A 19,630-nucleotide genomic window follows, 5' to 3' on the forward strand; every position below is an offset into this window, starting at 1 on the left:
TTTTGGGACCAGCACCCGCCGCAAGCAATAATAGAAATCAAGGCAAATGCCTAGGAACAAAACCCGGGGCACTTCACTTCGCCAACGTTGATGGCAAACGCTTAGGCCGCTTTTCCGGGGCGGTATTAAGCACGCTAAATAGCTCATTGAGCTGCGGGCCGAGCGATTCTGGGGTGGTTTCATTGCGCACAAAGTCCGCAAACAAATGCGGGGTATCCCAGAGTCCTGCGTCGTCGCCGAAGAGAAGGAAGAGGATTCGGGTGAGGTAGATAGAGGTGCGCATGACGCGCTCGTCTTCTTCCTCCGGCGTGGTGGGAGCGTCATCGCCTACTGCCTCGTCCACGTCGTCGCCGTTCATGGCGCGGAAGAGCTCCACCATTAACCGAGAGGCTTCCAGGGAAGCCTTTTCTTCCTCCCGGTAGGCGGAGGTTTCATAGTCGGCGAGAAAAGCGAGTTGTTCGATGTGCTCGTCAATCTCAGCTAAAGGGAATGTAATGTCCCAGTCGGCGCTATCGCCGACATAGGTGCGGTTAAGACGGGTAACCCGCAGGGTCTCGAAGTTGGAGCAGACAACATAGGCCGGCATGTGCGAGTTCGCGATAGTACCGCCCAGCAAATAATCCAAAGCTTGGGCATAAGCATCATCGAGCGGGACGCCGAGGGACTTAGCCTCGCCTATGACTTTGCCCGGCATAAACATGTCGATCTTGCCGGTGCACCCCGTCGAAGCGCGTTTAGCGCTGCGTTGGTACAAGTACAGGTCGCGGGCGTTGACACCGAAGCAGTCGAGCAGGTCACCCCAGAACTGTTGGTCGTGACTCGACTCGGTTGCGGGTCGGTTTTCCGCCTCCCATTGCTTAATGCGGTCAAGCCACCGGAGTTTGAATTCGGTGAGATTGTGGCGAATGGTAGCGCGGTCAAAAACAGTCGTAGGGGCCATAACCATCAAGCATATAAGCCCACACGCTACCCACCCTGTCGCGCGGGCGCGTTAAGCCACTTTCCTGCCCGGGAAGGTTGTATATCGCCTACGGAATGCACACCCTCACCGATAAACTGGGCACCAGTCGAAAGGAGAAGGAATGTATACGACGATCACCCTCGCTGCGCTCGCAGTTGTTTTAGTCTTAATCATCCAGACTATCCGCCGCGAACAGTCACAAGACCGTATGTATTACGCCGCACTTGGAGGCAGCATAAGCGCAGCAATGATCCTTGTCCCCTCTTTCCTTTTCACCCAGGCTGGTCTCTCGCGGGAACTGGCTGCACTGCTTATCTCCTTCGGCCTATTAGCCTTGTGGACTACCATTTTCGGACTTCGCCTAAACGCAAGAACCAGCAGGTAAACCTATATATTCCACAACATATGCTTTAGCATACGGCGGAACATACGCTATAACATATGCCTAAACATATGTCCCGCCATATGGCAAGACATATGACAGGGCTGACGGGCACGCTGATTTACCGTTATGGCTGTGCCGCTTTAGACGTTTTTCAACGCCCGATATACCGTAGGACGGGTCACCCCGAATTCCCGCGCCAAGGCTGCTTTCGACTCCCCTGCCAGTGTGCGCCGTTTAATCTCCGCTACCTGCTGCGGGCTAAGAGCAGGCTTGCGGCCTTTGTATTTGCCAGCCTTTTTGGCCAACGCAATCCCCTCCGCCTGACGCTCGCGGATAATGGCCCGCTCAAACTCCGCAAACGAACCCAAAATACCCAGCATTAAATCTGCGCGTGGATCTGTGGTGTCTTTCGCAAACGCGAGATTCTCATGCAGAAAAGTAACAGTCACACCCTTGCCGGTAAGCTCATCAACAATACCGCGAAGATCCGTAAGCGAACGGGCGAGACGGTCAATCGACGACACGACAAGCTCGTCACCGTCGCGCACATACGCCATACACTCGACAAGCCCAGGGCGCGCAGCCTTGGTACGGCCGGAAACCTTATCCTCAAAGAAACGGTCAATCCTGCCAGACATATTGAGCAGTTCTTTCTGACGCTGATTATTCTGCTCCACCGACGAGACACGGATATAGCCCACCCGCTGCCCATGCGAACCAGAGTCACTGCCCATTAGTCTTCGCCCCGCGAAGGTTTAAAGGAAACAGTCTCTTGTTCTATGACCGCATCACGATACGACTCGATTGCATCCGAGAGGGCGTAAAGCTGAACGCCGTCGAGACCGTCAGCGTCAGCGAGCAAGGATTGCACAATCCTGCCCAACGCCTGCTGCCCCGACGACAACCCACCATGCAGTTTTTTCACCCGCGCCAACGCAGGCACTGCGTCAATATGACTTTCAACATGGAAACCATCCGGCGACAACACCACAACCACCACTCTCTGTAAACCTAAGACCTAGACCCTGCTGTACATCTGTAAAACAATTCCTGAATCTACCCTATTTTACGCGCAACTTGCTGGCATGGATGCCCGTAAAACTAGGGTGTACCCCAGGTGCCCCTACCAGCGGCCGCAGTTGAAGGCTTCACCTACCAAATGGTAAAGTTAGCTATATGCGAACCAGTCAGCGCTCCGAGATCCTGGAAGCTGCCCTCCGCGTCATGAACGCAGCGGAGGGTGGCGACATTACCCTTGACGCAGTGGCCCACGAGGCCGGGCTCACCAAACCGGGATTGCTATATCACTTCCGCAACCGCGACGTACTGCTCGCCGCGATCGTCGACCACGCTGCGGCCAACGTCGAGAACGACATGACTGCCACCCTTGGCAAGCCCCTCGAGAACGCCAACGCCACCGAGCGGCTCCTGAGCTACGTTCACGTCGCCGCCCACGGGGCCGCCAAGCGCGCCGAGTTCATCATCTGGGGCCAAGCGACGTATCGGCCCGAACTCACCGAACCGTGGACTACGCGGATGGGCCGCTGGCTCGAACTCCCGGACGATCTCGACGCCGCCACCCGAGCCAGGCTGACCACCGCCCGACTCGCCGCCGACGGACTCTGGGGCGCCCAGGCCACAGGTGTGTCCACCCTCCACGGCGCGGATCTCGAAGCCGTCGTCTCCAGCATTCGCTCCCTGATCGAAGGAACAACCCCATGAAGCAGTGGTTCCTGCTCGCTGGCGCCATCACTACCGAAGTGGCGGCGACGCTGTCTCTCAAGGCGGCGCTCAATCACCCATCCTGGTACATCGTGGTTGCTGCCGGATACATCGGCACTTTCGTCTTCCTCACCTTCTGCCTGCGCGAAGGAATGCAGATCGGCGTCGCCTATGGCATCTGGGGAGCCAGCGGGGTCGTGCTCGCCGCCGTGCTATCCGCCGCGATTTTCGGTGAACCTCTGACCGCTGTGATGGGTCTTGGAATGGTTGCGATCATCAGCGGTGTCCTCACCGTCGAACTCGGCTCCCAGAAAGCTCAGCAAACCGCAGCCCAGGAAGCAGGAGTCAACTCATGAGATGGATCTTCCTCGCAGGCGCCATCTTGTCCGAAGTCGTCGCGACCATGTCGCTACGAGCCTCCGACGGTGGCCGGGTGAAGAAATGGTTCATCGGCGTCATCGCGGGGTATCTCGTGGCGTTCGTCGCCTTAAGTCTCGCCTTGGCCGACGGCATGGCCCTTGGCGTCGCCTACGGCATCTGGGCAGCATCCGGCGTAGCTCTCACCGCGATCCTCGCCCGGGTCATCTTCCACGAACCCCTCACCCGAACCATGGCCCTCGGCATCCTCCTCATCGCCGTCGGAGTTCTCACCGTTGAACTCGGCGCCAACTTGGCGAACTGACGCATTTCCGCAGGTAAACCAGGCAGATTGGTGTGCTGCACCACGAGGCGCACAGACAAAGGCTCCCCAATGAGCGCCTGTGGGCCTAGCGTTGTGGATGTGATCACCTGTGTCGTCCACTACACCATCGACCCCGACCAGATCGCAGCCTTTGAACAGTTCGCCCGCGCTTGGATGCGGCATGTCGACGAACACGGCGGCACCCACCACGGGTACTACCTACCCGCGGAAGGTGTGAGTGACCGTGCGGAATCCCTGTTCAGCTTCCCCAGCCTGGCTGCCTACGAGCAGTACCGCACCTTGTTCGGCACCCACTCGGACTTCATCGCCGCTGACCGGATTCGAGACGAGTCCGAGTGCGTCCTGCGGTACGAGCGCACCTTCATGCGGCCGCTCCTACCCCAGGGACACTGAAAGGGACTCCGGCAGCACGCTCGGCACAACCCACAACGCCGCAGGTCAGCGCGTACAGATGGGTGTACCCGATTGCGAAGTGGATCTAGCGGGCTCTAACCCGGAGGGGTAGGCGATTCCACATCCTTAAATATAGGGGTGCGGCACGGAGTGTCGTCGATAAATAACCATTTGATGCGCGCGTGCGGAATTAACAACGAAATACCGCTAAAACAGACAACATATGGGGTGCACAGAAACACATATAAGTTCTGCGGAAAACCTATAGGGTGCGTCGCTAAAAACCGCTGTGCGCGAAAAACATAAAGGGTTTACGGACCCGGTCCCAGACCCCTCAATACTCTGAGCCGGAAGAATGGAAAGTGGAAGGTTGATGTATCCCCACTATTTATTTTTTCCGTTTTTCGGAGTACATCGGGAGCTACAACTGCGGACCAGCTCTGTGTGAACTAGATGAGAAGGCGCAGCAGCGAATCATCGACGCTGGACAGTTGGTGCTGCGGGCACGCGAGCGGCACCCCCAGCGGTCACTCGCGGAGCACTACAACCCGTTATCGATGGACCCAATTCTGCTCAAGGCTCACAACAACTTGGACCGGGAAGTCGATAAGGCTTTCGATGTGGCACGCAAACTCACCAACGAGCGCCAGCGCCAGGAGCTACTGTTCGCCAGCTACGGGGAGTTGGCGAGGGGCTATGTCTCCTCGCTTTCATCAAAATCTAAACCACCAGCAGGGTCGTTCCCCGTGCGGGTGATTTTGATCGGTCCCGCTGCTGGGTGTAGAACCCTGTCGCTGGCAACGCCGGGAACTATGACTGTGCCCGACGAGAACACGTCACTGCCATAACGCGGCTCACGGTAGACGAACATGGGTCGTTCACTACTACTGGTGGATTTCGGTTTTGGTGGTGGGGGGATTACCGCCGCCGGCCTCGATTTTTCCGTTGAGGAGGGCGTTGACTACTTCCCGATTGTGAAATGGGCCGATGGCGCGGTGAAGAGGAACCAGTCACCTGGAAGAGATCGATCCAGTCGCTGGTGTGCAATCTGGGAGGTAGGGTTGCGGGGTCGATTCCTCGCGAGCGCAACCATGATTGTGTCTCTGAACGTGATGAAAACAACCCTGCCCTTCGGAGAATTTCCCCTATCCCGCGTCCCCGGGCGGTGAAAACGGTGTGCACCATCGCCTGAAAGGCTTTGCGTTGCTCTATCGGGATCTTCGGGTCACCCACCCGGCGGATCACTAAGATCCCCCCGTCAACGTTTGGCTGTGGCCGGAAAGCAAACCTTGGTACTCGGGAACCAAGGTGAAACGTGAACCATGGGGACCACTGAGCTGTCATCATCGTGCTTGCACCTACCCCGGCCCGGCGGCGAGCGACTTCCCACTGCATGAGGAGTACAGCGTCAGTCCATGCCGGCGCATGCAACAGCTTTCGAAGAATGGCAGTGGTGAGGTGAAAGGGAATGTTTCCCACAATGACGCAGGGAGTGGCGGGTAACGGGAAGTTGAGGAAATCATCATGGACCACTTCGACCGACGCCGAGGCGGTCTTTTTTGTGAGTTTGGCAGCTAGTTTTGCGTCTACCTCAACTGCCGTTATTGCCCTCCCCAAGTGGGATATCGGGTGAGTGAGGGCACCGCTTCCTGGCCCGATCTCAATGATGGGGCCGGAGGTTTGTTTTACAAGATCGACGATGGAGTTGATGATCTTGTGGTCTGTGAGAAAATTTTGGCCATGTTCGTGACGGCCGTATCCGTATGTAGACATCAGGTGTGCTCCGTGGAGTTGAAACGGAGCCGGGCATGGCAAATGGCCGCCCGGCTAAAGGACCGGAGCGGTTTCTAACCTGCGGGAGGGAGAAAACCGCCTTAGCGGCTGGTGAGCGGCCGCATGAAAACGGAACCTGAAATCAACATGGGCCTATCGTATCCAATTAATTTCGCAGGGTCCAATACGGTGAGAAAGAAGACAACCGCACCGCAACAGTGCAAGACCTCTCTGGATTGGAATTTGTCCTACCTTCGGCTCGTCGTACAGACGCCACTGGCGTATTTTGTCTCTGGGCAACGAGGGGGAGTTACCCCCACCTCCGGATGTTTTTAAGGTGCACCCCTTATTACGCTGTGGTGCGGGAGTAGTTTTGTCCGACTGATCGGACTACCCACCGACGTGGGGCGGGTAGTTCGAGGTCCCAGCAGATGATCGCGTCGATTTCGCCGCGTTCAAAGGATGCCACCATGGCGTCGTAGTCGGGGCGAGCCACATTCTTCTTTGACGCGGAAATGGACTGATCGACGTAGTTATGTCCTATGTCCAACGTCCAAGCCACGCTGCTTTGCAATGGCTTCACAGTCCTGACGCTGCCGGTCGATGGTGAGGCCATCCACGTCAGCGTCTCGCGAGATACGAAGGTAAATAGGAGCGCGTGTTGCCAAACGCTTTTAATAAGGCCCTTAGCTAACATTGAACTTAAAACTCGACGCTCTATCCACTCAACGTCCTCGTATGGTCCTGTCTTGCTTTGTAAGCGATTGGTACATCTCAGAAACCCCGGTGTTCACGATCTCTGTCTTCACATAGATAAAGCGCGTTGGCAATTATTACCCTTAAAGAGTGATTACCAACGAACTTCGAAATTTACTGGCCAAAGCAACCACCCATGCACAGCGTTTTCAGGACGGAGAAGACCACACTGTAGCCGCAGCGCTCCTTACCAAATCAGGAAAACACGTACTCGGTTTGAACGCGCACCATTTCCTCGGTGGTCCTTGCGGGGAGATCTCGGCTTTAGCCAACCATGCTGCTAGTTATCCAGAGGACCCAATCCAAGCAGTAGTCGCCGTATACGGACCTACTGGTCAAATTATGGTGCTGTTGCAACTTGGGGCGGGAGCCAAGAAAGCTCCGTTTTTATTGTGTGATCAACGCTATGTGCCTGTGTTGTCAGGCCGTCTCGAATACCCGGCTAACAATCACTGCATCCGGATTCGGGTGACCATAGGCAAACATCGTGCCCTGCCCCTTCCGCAATGAGTGCATCGCTTCCATCCCTTTCAACGTCCGGTAGGCAGACGTTTGGTTTTTGAATGCTCCTTTCGGCCCCAGGATCCGCTTTAACCGGCCATGATCGCCTTCAATGACGTTGTTGAGGTATTTCACCCGACGATGCTCGACCGTCGATGGACAGACGCCTTCCGCCTTCAGCTCAGAGATTGCCCTGGCGAGTGAGGGGGCCTTGTCGGTGCTGATCACCCGCGGATAGCCTGCCGATTTATTCGACCGCAGCGTCTTCGCCAGGAAACGCTTCGCTGCCGCGACGTTGCGTTTTGGTGAGAGGTAGAAGTCCAGGGTCTGGCCACCTGCGGTGATTGCCCGATAGAGGTAGCACCACTTTCCCCCGACCCGGATATAGGTCTCATCCACCCGCCAGGACCTGGCCTGCCAGTCAGGAACTTGCCGATACCACCGGGTCTTCTTATCCAGCTCAGGAGCATATTTCTGGACCCAGCGGTAGATCGTGGTGTGATCGACCGGCACTCCCCGCTCGGTCATCATCTCTTCGAGGTCGCGATAGCTCACGCCGTAGCGGCAGTACCACCGCACCGCCCACAGGATGATTTCACGAGGGAACTGCCGACCGGAGAAGATGCCCATGGACCTGATTATTCCACGCCGGTCTTCCTACTGCCCCAACTTTGCAACAGCACCTTTCAAGAAACATCTTCAATCTTTCCACGAAACCCCTGGCCGGCCGAAGGAAAACGGCGCTCAATAAAAGGAAACTCCCCTAGTGCTTCTCGTCGTTGGGAGCACTAGGGGAGAAGCCACCTGCGGGGGGGGATTGTGGCTTTTTATTTTCCTTCCGTCCGACTATGCGCCGGGGGAGGTGCGCTGCGGACACCCAAAACCATACCGCCTTACAACGCGCCCGCAACCGGAATATCCCTCAGCAAGTGGATAGCTTTAAATTTCGAGATGCGCATATATGCATATGTGCATATCAGTACATGCGCATAAAGTGATTTTTAGTTCAGCTCTCTACTTAATGGTTTCCCTCCACATAGCATGATATACACACATGCGCATGTCGCTACCTGGAGAGATCTTCTCTAAATCTATTCTTGCTTTATGACTCGAGTAATTTCCGTGATTCAGTCGAAGGGCGGGACAGGGAAGACCACACTTTCGGTAATGCTCGCAGAGGCAATTCGGAAGATGGGTTATACGGTTGCAGTCGCAGACGGCGACCCCCAGCAATCTGCCACCCGATGGGCGAGCAGAGTAAAGGATTTTCCATTTCCCATCGAATCTGTCCGCAGTTCAAATGATTTCCCTGGAGTAGTCAGGAGAGGGAACAATCCGGACTTTCTTATAGTCGACACCCCTCCAGGTGGTTTAGCTTTCATAACCGAAAGCGCCGAGGCTGCCGATTTAGTCCTTCTTCCAACTGGTGTTTCCCCGATGGATATTGATCGAACGCAGGTCACACTTTCTTGGCTAATAGAAATGGGGATACCAACAGCAGTTGTTCTGTCGAATGTCGACAGAAGGGAAAAACTTCTAGATGAAGTCCATGCCGAACTGGAGGGTGATGAAACTGCAGCGCTTGCTGAAACAGTCATCCCAACGAGGGCGGCTACACGTCGCGCTTTCGGAACAAAGCCCAGTAGTACGAAGGTTTGGGATTCTTTGGCTCGAGAAGTAGTCGCAGCATTTGAGGATTAAGGGGTAGGCAATGGCAATTCCAAAGGCTAAAAATAAGGCGCGGGAAGAATCGTCTGGAAATAAGTCGGAGGTCTCGCCTTCAACAAAGATGTTCGCCCAAGCTAACGATAAAGCGACACGCCTTCAGTTGTACGTCCGCGATCGGCAATTGATTAAAGAGCTCAAACTCGCCGCAGTGGAAGAAGAGAAGAGTATCTCCCAACTTTTTGAAGAGTGGGCAACACGATGGCTCGAGGAAAGAAGCTAACTATCTGGTGTATATACCTACATACACATATGCGGATATAGGTATATACACATATGCGCTCTAGTGCTTTTACCTCGCTGTTTCTAGAGCTCTGGGCCTTGTTCTTCTTCAAGGTCGTCAGCAGGTGCTTGTTCGTCAGTGGTATCGCTGTCGCTGGTAACGCTTTGTTGCTCGCCACCTAGGCCGAGGCTAGCGAGGAAGTCGAGGCCTGCTTGTGCGCCCTGGTGCAGATCGCCGGCGTCTTCGTCCTGGGTGTTGTCGGTGTTGTCGGCTTCTGGGGTGGTCTCAGGTGCTGATGGTTCTTCTTCCACCTCGTTGTAGGAGGTGTCTGGCTCGTCATAGTCAGTGGTGTCGTGCTCGTAGGCGGCGGCGATGGTGTCTGCCATCATGTCGCGGATGGTGTCTTGGGCGGATTCGTCTATGCCGAGGCGGCGTAGTTCGTAGGTGCGTTGTGCGGCCAGGAGGTTTACTTCATCGGCGATATAGCCTGCATGGTCGGCAACATCGTTCGGGATTTCTTCTTCGCGCAAGCGGGTAGCGATGTCGGCGCGGTCGGCCCAGTCCATTTTCTCGCGGCGGATAGTATCGAGGCGTTGTTGCAGCCTATCGGTGTGTTCGCTGTCGTACTGTTGGGCTGCGTGGAGGCGCTTGTCCCATTCTTCGTGGTCCTCGGCGCGGTAGCAGATTTCCTCCCACAATCGTGCCTCCGGAAGGTTAGCGCCGGTGTCTTCAATGGCCTGCTGCGCTAGGCTGCGGCGCTGTTGCGCCTGTTCAAGACGCTTGTGCGCATGGTCTATGCGCTGTTGGTAGGTGCCATAGCCTGCCGCGTCGTGGTCATAAGCCCGCTCGGCTACCGGGCGGGTGTAATCATCAGCCAGTAGGCGTTGGTGCTCAATGTCTGCCAGGGCAGCTTCTTCTTCACGCAAGGCGGAACTGTGGTCTGCCATGGCCTGCTCATAGGCGCGAATACGCGCAGCATCAAGACGCACCTGCTGGAAGTTAGCCTTTACCTCGTTAAGGGCTGCGTCTTTGTCTTCGTAGAGGCGAGTAGTAATACTTGCTTCCTGCCAAGTGAGCGATTCCACCTTGGAACGAGCAAAGCGTGCGTGCTCTGCCAGCACAGTTTGGTTGAGCTGGTTAAGGTTTCCTTCCTTTCCAGTAAGGCGAGCAGTTTCCGCGCGATCGTAAGGGTTGTGGGTGCGAAGCCACGTATCGAGTTCTATATCTGCATGCCTGGATACAGGTGGTAGTTGGTTGCGTTTGCCCGTATCAAGCTGGCGAAGCTGTTCATCTAGGCGGTAGCGGATAAGGCGTGCCGGATCGTGGGCGTTGTCAATATCGCGGGTCGCCGCGTCCATGACGGTGCGCGGGTCAATGCCCGCGTCAATGAGTTTTGCCCAGCCGTGGCGGATAGGTTCTGTGCCGTCATCGCTGGTTTCAATCTTTTGAGCAAGGTCACCGGGCAGGGTGTCGATCCAGTCGGGTAGGTAAGCGTCGATGAAGTCGTTGGTGGCCTCATCTTTGCCCATAAGCCATAGGCTCATCATGCGATCGGGTGAGGTCTGCTCGTCTACGACGTCGGCTATGACCTCGCGTGCAGCCTTTGGGCTGTTATCGCGCGAGATTGCCTTATTAAAGACGTCCCTGACACTGGGGGCTTGGCGTATTCCTTGGTAGTGGTAGTGGCCTTCTTCGGCCAGTTCATCTAGCTGGTGTTCGGTAACAGCATAGATGTGGTTGGCGATTTTGCCGCGTGTAAGTGCCACATACAGCCCTGCTCTATCCACGTGGTGGTCGATTACCGCGCGGGTGCAGTCCACGGTGCTGCCCTGGGCGCGGTGGACAGTAGCGGCATAGCCTAGCTGCACATTGTCGTGGACGTAGTCTGCTGGCAGGCACAGGGTCTCACCGGTTGCTGTGTTGCGGGCGGTGATACTGCCGTTGTCGGCAATGGCGGTGACTGTCATAAGGGTGCCGTTGTTGATACGGGTACTCGTAGCAGTCTCATCGTCGTAGAACGTCTGGTTTTTGCGCGCCAGAATCGTATCGCCAACACCGGCTTGTTCACCTCTAGAAAGCTGAGCTTCCACGGTGGTGTCAACCTCACCGTGGGCGATGTAGTGGGCGCGGATTGTCTCGTTGAGTTCTGCCACATCGCGGTTGGTAGCAGCAATGAGAAGGCTGGTTTTACCGCTAGAAATATCAGCCAGGTAGTCTGCTGCGGCTTTACCTAGCATGTCGCTGCGTGCGCCACCATTGACCCAACCACGCTCTGTATAGAAGTCGAAAGTAGACGAATCTCCGTCACGCAAACGCAAGCTGGTGGCGGATTGTTCACGGTCTCCGCCGAAGCGCACGACTTCGGAGAGTTGATTATCCGTGCGGTCTGCGGCGTTGACCATTGCGCCGAATAGTCCGCCGTTTTCTACCGCGCCGAGCTGTTTATGGTCACCGATAAAGCGCACGACTGCGCCTGCTTCCTCGGCAATGTCTAACAGCGAGCCGATGTTAGGGGTCGAGGCCATGCCGGCCTCGTCGACGATGATCATATCGCCCGCGTTAATAGAAACCGGAAGGTCTTTAAGACTATGGCCGGGCTTTGTTGGGTGGTTTCCACGCCAGGTGTAGGTGAGTTTGTCGATGGTAAAAGCATCAAAACCTAAGTCTTTCGACAACACCTCTGCCGCCTGGGCAGACGGGGCCAGACCAATCACGTTGCGGCCTTCATTGGCCCACACGTTGGCAACCAGACGCATAGATGCAGTCTTGCCAGTACCTGCCGGGCCTACGCCGGTAGCGGCGAGTGTGCCGCAGGTAAGGAGGTAGCGGGCCATGGATTCCTGCCCTGCGTTAAGGCGGAACCCAGCCTCTGCTTCGTGTTCATCCAGTGCTTTATCAATCGCTGCAGATGGTGCGAATGCGGCCACCGGTTCGTTGAGTGCGCCCAGTGCTTTGTCTTCGGTATCGAGGATGTCCTGGGTGGTATAAAGCTCGCTATCAGCGCGGGCATCCCGGGCCTTTCCAGCCGAGTTCTTCAGGGCTTCGGGCAGTTCCAGGACGTCGAAATCATTCAAGGAAATGGCCTTATCGCGAACAATTGCTTCCACCACAGTGGCGTGGATAAGGTCGCGCTCGGAAAGAGAATCGAAGCGATAGCCTTGGAGTTTTCCACCCGCAGCAGTCGCTACATGCGAGGCGCGAAAGTAAGAACGACGTCTGACAACGGTGTCTAAAACCTCGTCGATAAGACCTGAAAGGTGGTCCTCGGAACGAAAGACTGGACGCTCATCACGTCCAGAATCTGCGGCAAGTTGGGCGATGGCAGCGAGTTCCTCTGCCCCAGTATCACGCGCGGAGACTTCCGCTTTCCAGCCTGCGCGAAGCTCTGCAAGGCTTTCTGGTTCACGCTTTGCATCACGGGTTTCCAAGATAGCTTGCTGCCACAACCGACCCACCTCAACCGAGTTAGGGGTTGCACCACGCGCGGCAACAAACTCTTCCACGAGTCGCTTATAGACCGGCTGTGCGCCGCGTCGACGCTTGGAAAAAGACTCCATCAGCGACTGCGAAATACCGTCAATCTCCCACGTAGGTTCCTTGTTGACCCCATGGTCGCAGGCGGTGAAAGTGTAGCCCATCTCGTTAGAAAGCAGGGTGTTCAAGATGGAATCATAGCGGTGCGAAATCGACTGATGATACTTCATCAAGGTGTACCCATCGATGGACAACCAGCGCCCATCTTCGGTCTGAACCTTGTTGGATACCAGCACGTGCGAGTGCAGATCCGGGTCTCCTGCGCGCGTATCGTAGTGCTTAAACTCCGACGCGACGAAGCCTTTCGTCTTGACTTGCTCACGCCCTTGCTTGCCAACTCGGGTAAACAAAGCGTTGTCTTCTGCCCACGCCATAGCTTCCTTTACGGCCTGGTGATGAAGCGCCTCAATACGCTGCGCGGTCTTCTCATCAGACAATGCCCACGCCACCGACACGGACTTAGCAGGCGAAAAAGTCAGGTCAAAACCCGACACAGACTGACGCACATTGTCCTTTAAACCATTGACCCAGTTGACGACTTCCCGGCCCGATTGCGGCTCGACTCCGTGTTCTTCAATGAAGAATTCTCGGCCAATATCCTGGACTAACTCGGCGCGTTCTTGCTTGCTCATCAACGTGCCCGTTGTCTGCCTATGGCGGCGCTCCGCGTCACGAAGTGCCACCAAAACCGGCACATCATTAGTGAAATTAGCGAAAGGACGCCCCAACTGTACGTCTTTGATTTTCTGACCTTCGGACATCTTCATATCCGCATCTGGGTGCAGACCTACGCCATACAACGCGGCCATTTGAGACTCGGTAACTTCCCCACCTTCGGTGACCGTTTCGGTGTTCAAACCGGCCAAACCAGAGCCTAACCAACGACCTGGCGGGGTGCCTTTCGCGTCGTAATACTTCGACAAACTTGGCGCATCTGTCGGCCCATCATTGGTAGCCACAGAGCGCAACAGGTACTCATAACCTGTTCCGCTATTGACTACGCGCAGGGTCATCATGCGCCCTAGTCTAGCAGCCAAAACCCGATTAACACTAAGAGTGCATATAGTGTGTTGTAAAAAGGGCGCTCGCGCCCACGGCTGCAGGTCTACAGCGCTGTCGAGAGACTGCAGGGATAGTCCACTGCTTGCTTCCGATTACGCCGAACTTCCCGCGTGGTGTTTGTGTCAGGAGCGGGGCGGTGTGTGCGCTGGCATTGTGGGTTTATGGTTACCGCAAGTAGAAGTTTGAAGAAGCGTCAGGAACTGCGTCAGCGTCTCGAAGAAGAACAGCGTAAGCTGCGCGACCGGAAGAAGAGCATCAACTCGTTGCTCAGCCTTATTGAGCAACGAGACAAGTTGAACGAAAAGATTGGTCAAGCCTCGCAGTCCATTATCGACCTAGGGGAACCTAAAGAACTCGTGCGCGAGCTCGTCGGTGTAAGCCAGCGCGATTTCAACGACATGCTCAAGACTGCTAAGGAGTCCTCCCCTAGTGCGGAGGACTCCTCTGGAGACGATGAGTCGCACGCTGGCAATGATGAGGGCCGGGACAACGACGAAGCCGCCAGCGCCACTAAGGACGCTGGCGGCGATGATGCCGATGACAATGGCGACCAGTAGTCAGTAGAGAGAAAGACAGTCTTCGACGTTAGCGGCTGCGGCTACTGTTGCTCGTTCAGGTCGTACTACTCACCGGGGTTGACGGGCGCGGCGTCATACGGGTTGGAGTATGGCGAGTCGTTGGTCTCGTCCGTAGCGCGCTCGTAGTGGTCAGCCATGGAGCAAACCATCACGCCGAGGAAGGTGAGGAAGAACCAGATGATTACCCAGGCGATTACTCCGCCTAACGCTCTGATGATTCCTGTTCCCAATCCTGCGCGTCGTATCTGGGCAATGAGCATCCAGACCAGCATGGCGATGAGTGCAGATGGGGACATGGTTGGTAGCCGATAAATGGCAGTGCGCCCACGGAAGCGTCCTTCCTCTCTGTGGCGCGCGCCGCTCATGATGCTGTTAAAGAGTTTGAGAAGACTCCACCAGTCTTACGTGTGGTAAACATTGTTTACACAGTGTCGATTAAACAATTCTATCGACAGTCCCAAGAGTGGCAGCAATGGTAAACAATGTTTACCATTGCTGCCAAGGAGAGGATACTGCATATGAAACAAGCACCCCACCCTTCCGGACGTGTGGTGTCTGTACGGATGCCAGATGAAATCATTGAACGACTCGACACTCTCTGCGATAGGACAGGACGTAGTCGAGGTTTCTACTTAAAAATGGCTATTACAGCCATGCTTCCCAAACTAGAAGAATTCCATTGGAATCAAGTGGCTGCAGACTTCGAAGAGAAGACAATCAACAACTTGTTTAACCAAATAATGCTCAACGGGCTAAAAGACGAGCCCGAAGAACAACAGTGACTCCACTAATACCTTAGGTTCCGAGCAAGCTTCATCAAAGCAAACGGCCAATAAGGCTTCTTGGCAACAGCCGCCACCATTACTAAATCTCCCAGTAAGTCACACTGATGTGATTTAATAGGCGGAGAAAATAAAAAGACGCGCCCCACACCCGTGGGGTGCGCAGCGCGAGCGGCACACACCCTCGGTTCAAGTCCAGGGCGCGCACATTCCTCAAAACATGAGGAAACCCCCGCATCATAGAGTTGGCGCTCTAGCGGGGGCCCAAAAAAGAAAACGACACCGACCGTGTCGGGTAAGACTTTACCACTTCCCCACGGACAGTGAGCAAAGCACAACACGGGCGGTGTCGATAATCCAAAAGGAGACCACGGCACCATGCAGCCCCCACACACCCCAGACGAGCGCCGCGCCAAGCTCGAAGCAGTCAAAGAACTAGCCCGCAGGCAAGAACACGACGCCGCACAAGAACTCCTCCAAGCCCAAGACGTCGGCTACACCTCCAAACTCTTCGTCCAAGCACTCTTCCCCTACCGCAAAACCGAGGGAAACAACCGCACCGTCGAAACCCCACAGGGAACAATCACCATCCTCTCCCAACGAGGAGTCCCCTACGGCAAGTACCCCAGGCTCATCATGGCCTATATCATCACCCGCGCCGTAGCTAATGCCGGACGCCTCAAAGAAGGAAAAATCACCCACGAAGAAGCCTGCCGCATTCCACTAGGACACTCCATGAGCCACTTCCTCCAAGCAATCGGCATCACCGGACGCGGCACCGGAGGAGCAACCGGAAACCTGAAAAATATCCGCGAGCAGCTCCTACGCATCGCAGGTTCTTTCATCACTGTCCAAAGCGACGACGGCGTTCACGCACGCGGACGCAACACCCAAATCCTCGAAGACTGGAACCTCTGGTTCGACCCCCGCGACCCCAACCAGGGAAGCTTCATGGAATCAGAACTCGTCCTAACCCCCCAGTTCTTCAAGCACATTGCCGAAGCCCCCATCCCCATCGACCTCAATGTACTGCGCGAGCTCAACAAACCACGTTCGATGGACATTTACATCTGGCTTACCGTAAAGCAATACTGGCTGGCTAAAAACAACCGCGAAGCCTACACCTTCACTTGGGACATGATCGCCGCCAACTTCGCCACCTCAGAGATAACCTCTACGACTCAGATGCGAGACTTCAGACGACGCACAAAGGAAGCAATCGAAGAAGTTTCAAAGGTATGGCCGAACTCGGGAATTGAAGCCAACACAGACGGCGTAACGGTCACGAGGACTGCTCCATCAGTTCACCAGAAGCCACCGCGCCCCGAACTCGACTAAACCGAACACGGAAGACTAGCGCCCTACGGGGCGCTTTCTTTTTGCCCAAAACAGCGTGCACAGATTTACCCTCACGCAAAATACGGCTGCGCTGATTTACCCATACGGAAACCCACATGAGACTACTGCGCATAAGTTGACACATGCCTGCGCATAAGTTGACACATGGCAGGTTCTCCCAGCTCAACCTGCGCATAAGTTGACACACAGAAAAAGAGCCTGCGCATAAGTTGACACATGCCTGCGCATAAGTTGACACATGCCTGCGCATAAGTTGACACATGCCTGCGCATAAGTTGACACATAAAGGCACTTATACACAGGGTTTTACCTGCGGGTTTACCTATTTTCCCAGGTGGCTTATAACTATATCCCTGTAGATCTATATCCCCAGCTGATCAACCAACAAAACCGTTCACTACGGGTTACTGTTTATGCTCCCGCCTCGCCTTACGGCTCGTTGGGCTGCCGCCCAAATCAAAGATTTGGTTGCCACCAAAACACCCCACAACAACCACGGGCCTGACCCCGGACAGTGGACACATCGGGGGTTAGCTATGCTGCTTTGGTCAGTGTAGCTGATGTGAGTGCTTCGACCATTCCTGTTGAGAAAGGGTACCTAGAGTTGGAAGACGATAAAAACGTAGAGAACTTTGTAGACTGCCGCGAAATCCGCACGGTTTTCAAACCAACTTGGGTGAGCTGGTGGTTCCACAAGATTTTTACGTTCCCGCGCGTTGAGTGCGATGGGATCGTAAGCAATTGTCACTGGGGAAGAGACAAAGCGTTAGTGAAGGATGGTGGGACGGTTACGGTTGGATTTAGTTATCGTATTTTTCATGATACGAAAATTAGATGTAAGAGCTCCCCTATCGAGGTTTCCCCTTCACATGCTGAGTTAGAAGCCAAGACAGCCATAATTAACAACTCCCCGATGACTGCCGTGCTCTACTAGCATTCGTCTCGAGCCTATCGATGGTTCGGGCGCGTACTTCCCGCGACGTTGTGAACGCGGGCCTAACCCCCGGACAGTGGACACGTCAGGGTTAGGCCCTATGGCGGAACATACGCTATAACATATGCCTAAACATATGTCCCGCCATATGGCAAGACATATCAAGCCTTCTAGGGCTGGTGTGAGATGAGTTTTTCGTAATTGGCAAACAATAGCTCCTGGCGCTGCCGAACAGTTGTCAGCTTTCGTGGCGCGCCAAACGCTTTATCCACCTCGCGGTCGAGCGCATCATGCGCTTTGATGAGTTCCGGTGCCATCGCGAGTGGGTTGTAGTGCTCGGCCAGCGAGCGTTCTGGGTGCAGCGCGCGGGCGTCGAGCACCTTCTTGCCCGCTTTAATAATTCGCTGCCGCGTCTTCTCGTCGAGTTCTGGCACTGGGAAAGTATTCCACGTCAAAGTGTTAGCAAAACGGAGATCAGACTTGAGTCGTCCTCCGATGCTTTTCTGCCACGTAATGAACATCGACGACGACGCTAGCGCAAACATCAGGCCGTCTGGATCTTGAGCATGGAATACTAGGTCAGAAGCGATTACGTTTGATGGATACCTTTGTACGGTGAAATACGAGCGGCGTTCGCTTACTACCTTCGGCAGGCAAAGGTAATCAGTATCCGGTTGCGACCGCTGGCCGAATAAGTGCGGAGTTTCAGCCATTTTCCGTGTACTTGCCGCTTTACTGTCGGCTCGAAAAGACTTAACCGCTTCTAGACGCTTTTTCAGAACCGGACTCTGGGCAATGTCTGACGGTGCTACATCTACAAGCCATAGACACCACCGATCTAAGCCGTTCATTAGCTCTCGACTACCCCGGAAAGGGCGAACATACTTTGCCGCTACGGGGTCACTCATAACCTCGTCGTATTCGTCGACCTCAACTAGAAGGTTGCCGCCATCTCGCGCCATATTTCCAAAAGTTGCGGGCGATATTTCCGACGAAATAGGATGCCGGGATTTATCGACAAGAACATTAGGGCCGTCTACTAAATAGGCATTAATGGACTGGCCTACTTCCACTGAGACTGGCTCGCCCTTTACATCGGGATAATCCCACAGACGTGGACGTGGTTGACTCTCCTTATCGAAGCCAACAATGACGCAGTGAACAGCAGCTTTACCGGGTGCTTCAGAGTCCCACGCAAACGTGCGGTGAGCGAAACGAATACGCCACCCTGCTTTGAAGATAGGCCCAAATAGCCGTGGAACTTGATCACCTTGAGTAATTGAATTGGTGGTGACAAACGCAAAACGACCCTCTCGGGACTTAAAGAAATCCAAGCACTTTGCATGCCAGCCGGTGACGTAGTCCAAGCGTGAAATGTCCTTAGTGCCCCACAAGTCTCGGAGTTCTTGAGCTTGTTCAGCAGTTCTCGTCGCATGCCCCAAAAACGGCGGGTTACCGAAGATATACGTCTTGGCGGCAGAAGCCGAGAGTATGTCTGCCCAATCAAGCTGCAGGGCATTGCCGTGCACAATGTGCGCGGTAATCTTAATCGGCAACCGCTCCGGAGGCCTACCCACAGCGTTGGCAAGCTCCTTGTTGGCCTGATGGTCAACTAGGAACATGGCAGTCTCAGCAATCTTGGCAGGCCACCAATTCAGCTCAATGCCGTAGAACTGCCCAATGGACAGTTTCTGCTCCCACTCAATATTCAACGACATGCCCGTTTCACCGCGGCGCTGGCGTATAGCGACAATGATGTCGGTTTCAATCCGGCGCAACTCCCGATACGCCAGAAGCAGGAAGTTTCCAGAACCACAAGCCATATCAGCGAATACCAGCTCAGACAGGGAGTCGCGGAAGCGCTCTAATGCGGCCACCGACGTCGACGGAGAAGACACCAACTTATCGGCCTCAGCCCTCAGCTCGTCCAAAAACAGCGGGCCGATGGTCTTCATGATGTTGGCCTTAGACGTGTAGTGTTCGCCGTCGCTGCGGCGCGCTTCCTTCGATTTCACCAATTGGAACAACGAACCAAAGACGGAGACGTCAATGGTCGACCAGTCGAAGTCGCAGGCAGCAAGCAATGCTTCGCGCATCTGGTAGTCGAAGTACTCCGAGGCCAACGGTTCAGCAAATAGGGCACCATTGACATAAGGAAACTTTGAAGTGCCCCGGGTTTTGTTCCTAGGCATTTGCCTTGATTTCTATTATTGCTTGCGGCGGGTGCTGGTCCCAAAAT

Annotated in this window: 19 protein-coding genes; 10 read left to right on the top strand and 9 right to left on the bottom strand. The window is 55.1% G+C overall.

Going from position 1 to position 19,630, the window contains the following annotated elements; all coding sequences use genetic code 11:
* Window positions 1-73: 73 nt before the first annotated feature.
* The 3 genes from WMQ00_RS11785 to WMQ00_RS11795 form a co-directional block, all read right to left on the bottom strand.
* A complete protein-coding gene (locus WMQ00_RS11785) occupies window positions 74-940 on the bottom strand; it encodes a type IIL restriction-modification enzyme MmeI (protein ID WP_340441066.1) in 867 nt (288 codons plus the stop codon).
* A 546-nt stretch (window positions 941-1,486) separates the two neighbouring features.
* Window positions 1,487-2,080, bottom strand: coding sequence for a recombinase family protein (locus WMQ00_RS11790; RefSeq protein ID WP_011116976.1), 594 nt, complete (start codon window positions 2,078-2,080; stop codon window positions 1,487-1,489).
* Complete coding sequence (locus tag WMQ00_RS11795) at window positions 2,080-2,346, bottom strand: hypothetical protein (RefSeq protein ID WP_340441067.1); 267 nt, start codon at window positions 2,344-2,346, stop codon at window positions 2,080-2,082. Before WMQ00_RS11795 ends, WMQ00_RS11790 begins: the two co-directional genes overlap by 1 nt.
* Before the next feature lie 176 nt (window positions 2,347-2,522).
* Between WMQ00_RS11795 and WMQ00_RS11800 the strand changes: the two genes are divergently transcribed.
* From WMQ00_RS11800 to WMQ00_RS11820, 5 genes are all read left to right on the top strand, one after another.
* Window positions 2,523-3,068, top strand: coding sequence for a TetR/AcrR family transcriptional regulator (locus WMQ00_RS11800; RefSeq protein WP_034666346.1), 546 nt, complete (start codon window positions 2,523-2,525; stop codon window positions 3,066-3,068).
* Window positions 3,065-3,424 (top strand): DMT family transporter, encoded by a 360-nt coding sequence (locus WMQ00_RS11805; RefSeq protein WP_048733039.1) that lies wholly within the window; start codon window positions 3,065-3,067, stop codon window positions 3,422-3,424. Before WMQ00_RS11800 ends, WMQ00_RS11805 begins: the two co-directional genes overlap by 4 nt.
* On the top strand, window positions 3,421-3,750 hold the full coding sequence (locus tag WMQ00_RS11810; protein ID WP_003849969.1) for a DMT family transporter: 330 nt from the start codon (window positions 3,421-3,423) through the stop codon (window positions 3,748-3,750). Before WMQ00_RS11805 ends, WMQ00_RS11810 begins: the two co-directional genes overlap by 4 nt.
* A gap of 99 nt (window positions 3,751-3,849) precedes the next feature.
* Window positions 3,850-4,164 (top strand): NIPSNAP family protein, encoded by a 315-nt coding sequence (locus WMQ00_RS11815; RefSeq protein ID WP_174232238.1) that lies wholly within the window; start codon window positions 3,850-3,852, stop codon window positions 4,162-4,164.
* A gap of 440 nt (window positions 4,165-4,604) precedes the next feature.
* Window positions 4,605-5,012: a type IIL restriction-modification enzyme MmeI gene (locus WMQ00_RS11820; RefSeq protein WP_425319843.1), complete on the top strand. Its 408-nt coding sequence runs from the start codon at window positions 4,605-4,607 to the stop codon at window positions 5,010-5,012.
* Window positions 5,013-5,082: 70 nt separating this feature from the next.
* On the opposite strand, the gene erm is transcribed toward WMQ00_RS11820, so the two are convergent.
* The 3 genes from erm to WMQ00_RS11835 all read right to left on the bottom strand — a co-directional run bounded on the left by erm (window position 5,083) and on the right by WMQ00_RS11835 (window position 7,824).
* On the bottom strand, window positions 5,083-5,937 hold the full coding sequence (gene erm / locus WMQ00_RS11825; protein WP_049172293.1) for a 23S ribosomal RNA methyltransferase Erm: 855 nt from the start codon (window positions 5,935-5,937) through the stop codon (window positions 5,083-5,085).
* A 349-nt stretch (window positions 5,938-6,286) separates the two neighbouring features.
* The gene (locus WMQ00_RS11830) at window positions 6,287-6,520 is read right to left on the bottom strand and encodes a recombinase family protein (protein ID WP_224784272.1); all 234 of its coding nucleotides are present in this window, start codon (window positions 6,518-6,520) and stop codon (window positions 6,287-6,289) included.
* 593 nt (window positions 6,521-7,113) lie between these two features.
* Entirely contained in the window at window positions 7,114-7,824 is a 711-nt protein-coding gene (locus tag WMQ00_RS11835) for an IS6-like element IS1628 family transposase (RefSeq protein ID WP_011069225.1), read from the bottom strand.
* Between the two features lie 474 nt (window positions 7,825-8,298).
* On the opposite strand from WMQ00_RS11835, the gene WMQ00_RS11840 reads away from it, so the two are divergent.
* Together WMQ00_RS11840 and WMQ00_RS11845 are read left to right on the top strand one after the other, a co-directional pair.
* Window positions 8,299-8,895 carry a ParA family protein gene (locus WMQ00_RS11840; RefSeq protein WP_049147792.1) on the top strand — a complete coding sequence of 199 codons (597 nt, stop codon included), beginning with the start codon at window positions 8,299-8,301 and terminating at the stop codon, window positions 8,893-8,895.
* A 10-nt stretch (window positions 8,896-8,905) separates the two neighbouring features.
* Window positions 8,906-9,142 carry a hypothetical protein gene (locus WMQ00_RS11845; RefSeq protein ID WP_046095264.1) on the top strand — a complete coding sequence of 79 codons (237 nt, stop codon included), beginning with the start codon at window positions 8,906-8,908 and terminating at the stop codon, window positions 9,140-9,142.
* A gap of 83 nt (window positions 9,143-9,225) precedes the next feature.
* On the opposite strand, the gene mobF is transcribed toward WMQ00_RS11845, so the two are convergent.
* Window positions 9,226-13,692 (bottom strand): MobF family relaxase, encoded by a 4,467-nt coding sequence (mobF, locus tag WMQ00_RS11850; protein ID WP_070684820.1) that lies wholly within the window; start codon window positions 13,690-13,692, stop codon window positions 9,226-9,228.
* 228 nt (window positions 13,693-13,920) lie between these two features.
* On the opposite strand from mobF, the gene WMQ00_RS11855 reads away from it, so the two are divergent.
* Window positions 13,921-14,295 (top strand): 3-deoxy-D-manno-octulosonate 8-phosphate phosphatase, encoded by a 375-nt coding sequence (locus WMQ00_RS11855; RefSeq protein WP_232770592.1) that lies wholly within the window; start codon window positions 13,921-13,923, stop codon window positions 14,293-14,295.
* Between the two features lie 65 nt (window positions 14,296-14,360).
* On the opposite strand, the gene WMQ00_RS11860 is transcribed toward WMQ00_RS11855, so the two are convergent.
* Complete coding sequence (locus WMQ00_RS11860) at window positions 14,361-14,612, bottom strand: hypothetical protein (protein WP_070776360.1); 252 nt, start codon at window positions 14,610-14,612, stop codon at window positions 14,361-14,363.
* A 186-nt stretch (window positions 14,613-14,798) separates the two neighbouring features.
* On the opposite strand from WMQ00_RS11860, the gene WMQ00_RS11865 reads away from it, so the two are divergent.
* Complete coding sequence (locus WMQ00_RS11865; RefSeq protein ID WP_049147785.1) at window positions 14,799-15,098, top strand: ribbon-helix-helix protein, CopG family; 300 nt, start codon at window positions 14,799-14,801, stop codon at window positions 15,096-15,098.
* A 378-nt stretch (window positions 15,099-15,476) separates the two neighbouring features.
* Window positions 15,477-16,436 (top strand): replication protein RepA, encoded by a 960-nt coding sequence (locus tag WMQ00_RS11870; protein ID WP_340441068.1) that lies wholly within the window; start codon window positions 15,477-15,479, stop codon window positions 16,434-16,436.
* Between the two features lie 1,125 nt (window positions 16,437-17,561).
* On the opposite strand, the gene WMQ00_RS11875 is transcribed toward WMQ00_RS11870, so the two are convergent.
* The gene (locus WMQ00_RS11875) at window positions 17,562-19,583 is read right to left on the bottom strand and encodes a class I SAM-dependent DNA methyltransferase (RefSeq protein ID WP_340441069.1); all 2,022 of its coding nucleotides are present in this window, start codon (window positions 19,581-19,583) and stop codon (window positions 17,562-17,564) included.
* Between the last annotated feature and the right edge of the window lie 47 nt (window positions 19,584-19,630).

The sequence above is a fragment of the Corynebacterium sp. KPL2825 genome, assembly GCF_037908445.1.
In the GTDB taxonomy this organism is placed as follows: Bacteria; Actinomycetota; Actinomycetes; order Mycobacteriales; family Mycobacteriaceae; genus Corynebacterium; species Corynebacterium kefirresidentii.

What these genes read in the sequence shown, in the direction of transcription:
- WMQ00_RS11785 (WP_340441066.1), bottom strand. Translation starts at nt 940, where the DNA reads ATGGCCCCTACGACTGTTTTTGACCGCGCTACCATTCGCCACAATCTC.
- WMQ00_RS11790 (WP_011116976.1), bottom strand. Translation starts at nt 2,080, where the DNA reads ATGGGCAGTGACTCTGGTTCGCATGGGCAGCGGGTGGGCTATATCCGT.
- WMQ00_RS11800 (WP_034666346.1), top strand. Translation starts at nt 2,523, where the DNA reads ATGCGAACCAGTCAGCGCTCCGAGATCCTGGAAGCTGCCCTCCGCGTC.
- WMQ00_RS11805 (WP_048733039.1), top strand. Translation starts at nt 3,065, where the DNA reads ATGAAGCAGTGGTTCCTGCTCGCTGGCGCCATCACTACCGAAGTGGCG.
- WMQ00_RS11810 (WP_003849969.1), top strand. Translation starts at nt 3,421, where the DNA reads ATGAGATGGATCTTCCTCGCAGGCGCCATCTTGTCCGAAGTCGTCGCG.
- erm (WP_049172293.1), bottom strand. Translation starts at nt 5,937, where the DNA reads ATGTCTACATACGGATACGGCCGTCACGAACATGGCCAAAATTTTCTC.
- WMQ00_RS11835 (WP_011069225.1), bottom strand. Translation starts at nt 7,824, where the DNA reads ATGGGCATCTTCTCCGGTCGGCAGTTCCCTCGTGAAATCATCCTGTGG.
- WMQ00_RS11840 (WP_049147792.1), top strand. Translation starts at nt 8,299, where the DNA reads ATGACTCGAGTAATTTCCGTGATTCAGTCGAAGGGCGGGACAGGGAAG.
- WMQ00_RS11845 (WP_046095264.1), top strand. Translation starts at nt 8,906, where the DNA reads ATGGCAATTCCAAAGGCTAAAAATAAGGCGCGGGAAGAATCGTCTGGA.
- mobF (WP_070684820.1), bottom strand. Translation starts at nt 13,692, where the DNA reads ATGATGACCCTGCGCGTAGTCAATAGCGGAACAGGTTATGAGTACCTG.
- WMQ00_RS11860 (WP_070776360.1), bottom strand. Translation starts at nt 14,612, where the DNA reads ATGTCCCCATCTGCACTCATCGCCATGCTGGTCTGGATGCTCATTGCC.
- WMQ00_RS11865 (WP_049147785.1), top strand. Translation starts at nt 14,799, where the DNA reads ATGTTTACCATTGCTGCCAAGGAGAGGATACTGCATATGAAACAAGCA.
- WMQ00_RS11870 (WP_340441068.1), top strand. Translation starts at nt 15,477, where the DNA reads ATGCAGCCCCCACACACCCCAGACGAGCGCCGCGCCAAGCTCGAAGCA.
- WMQ00_RS11875 (WP_340441069.1), bottom strand. Translation starts at nt 19,583, where the DNA reads ATGCCTAGGAACAAAACCCGGGGCACTTCAAAGTTTCCTTATGTCAAT.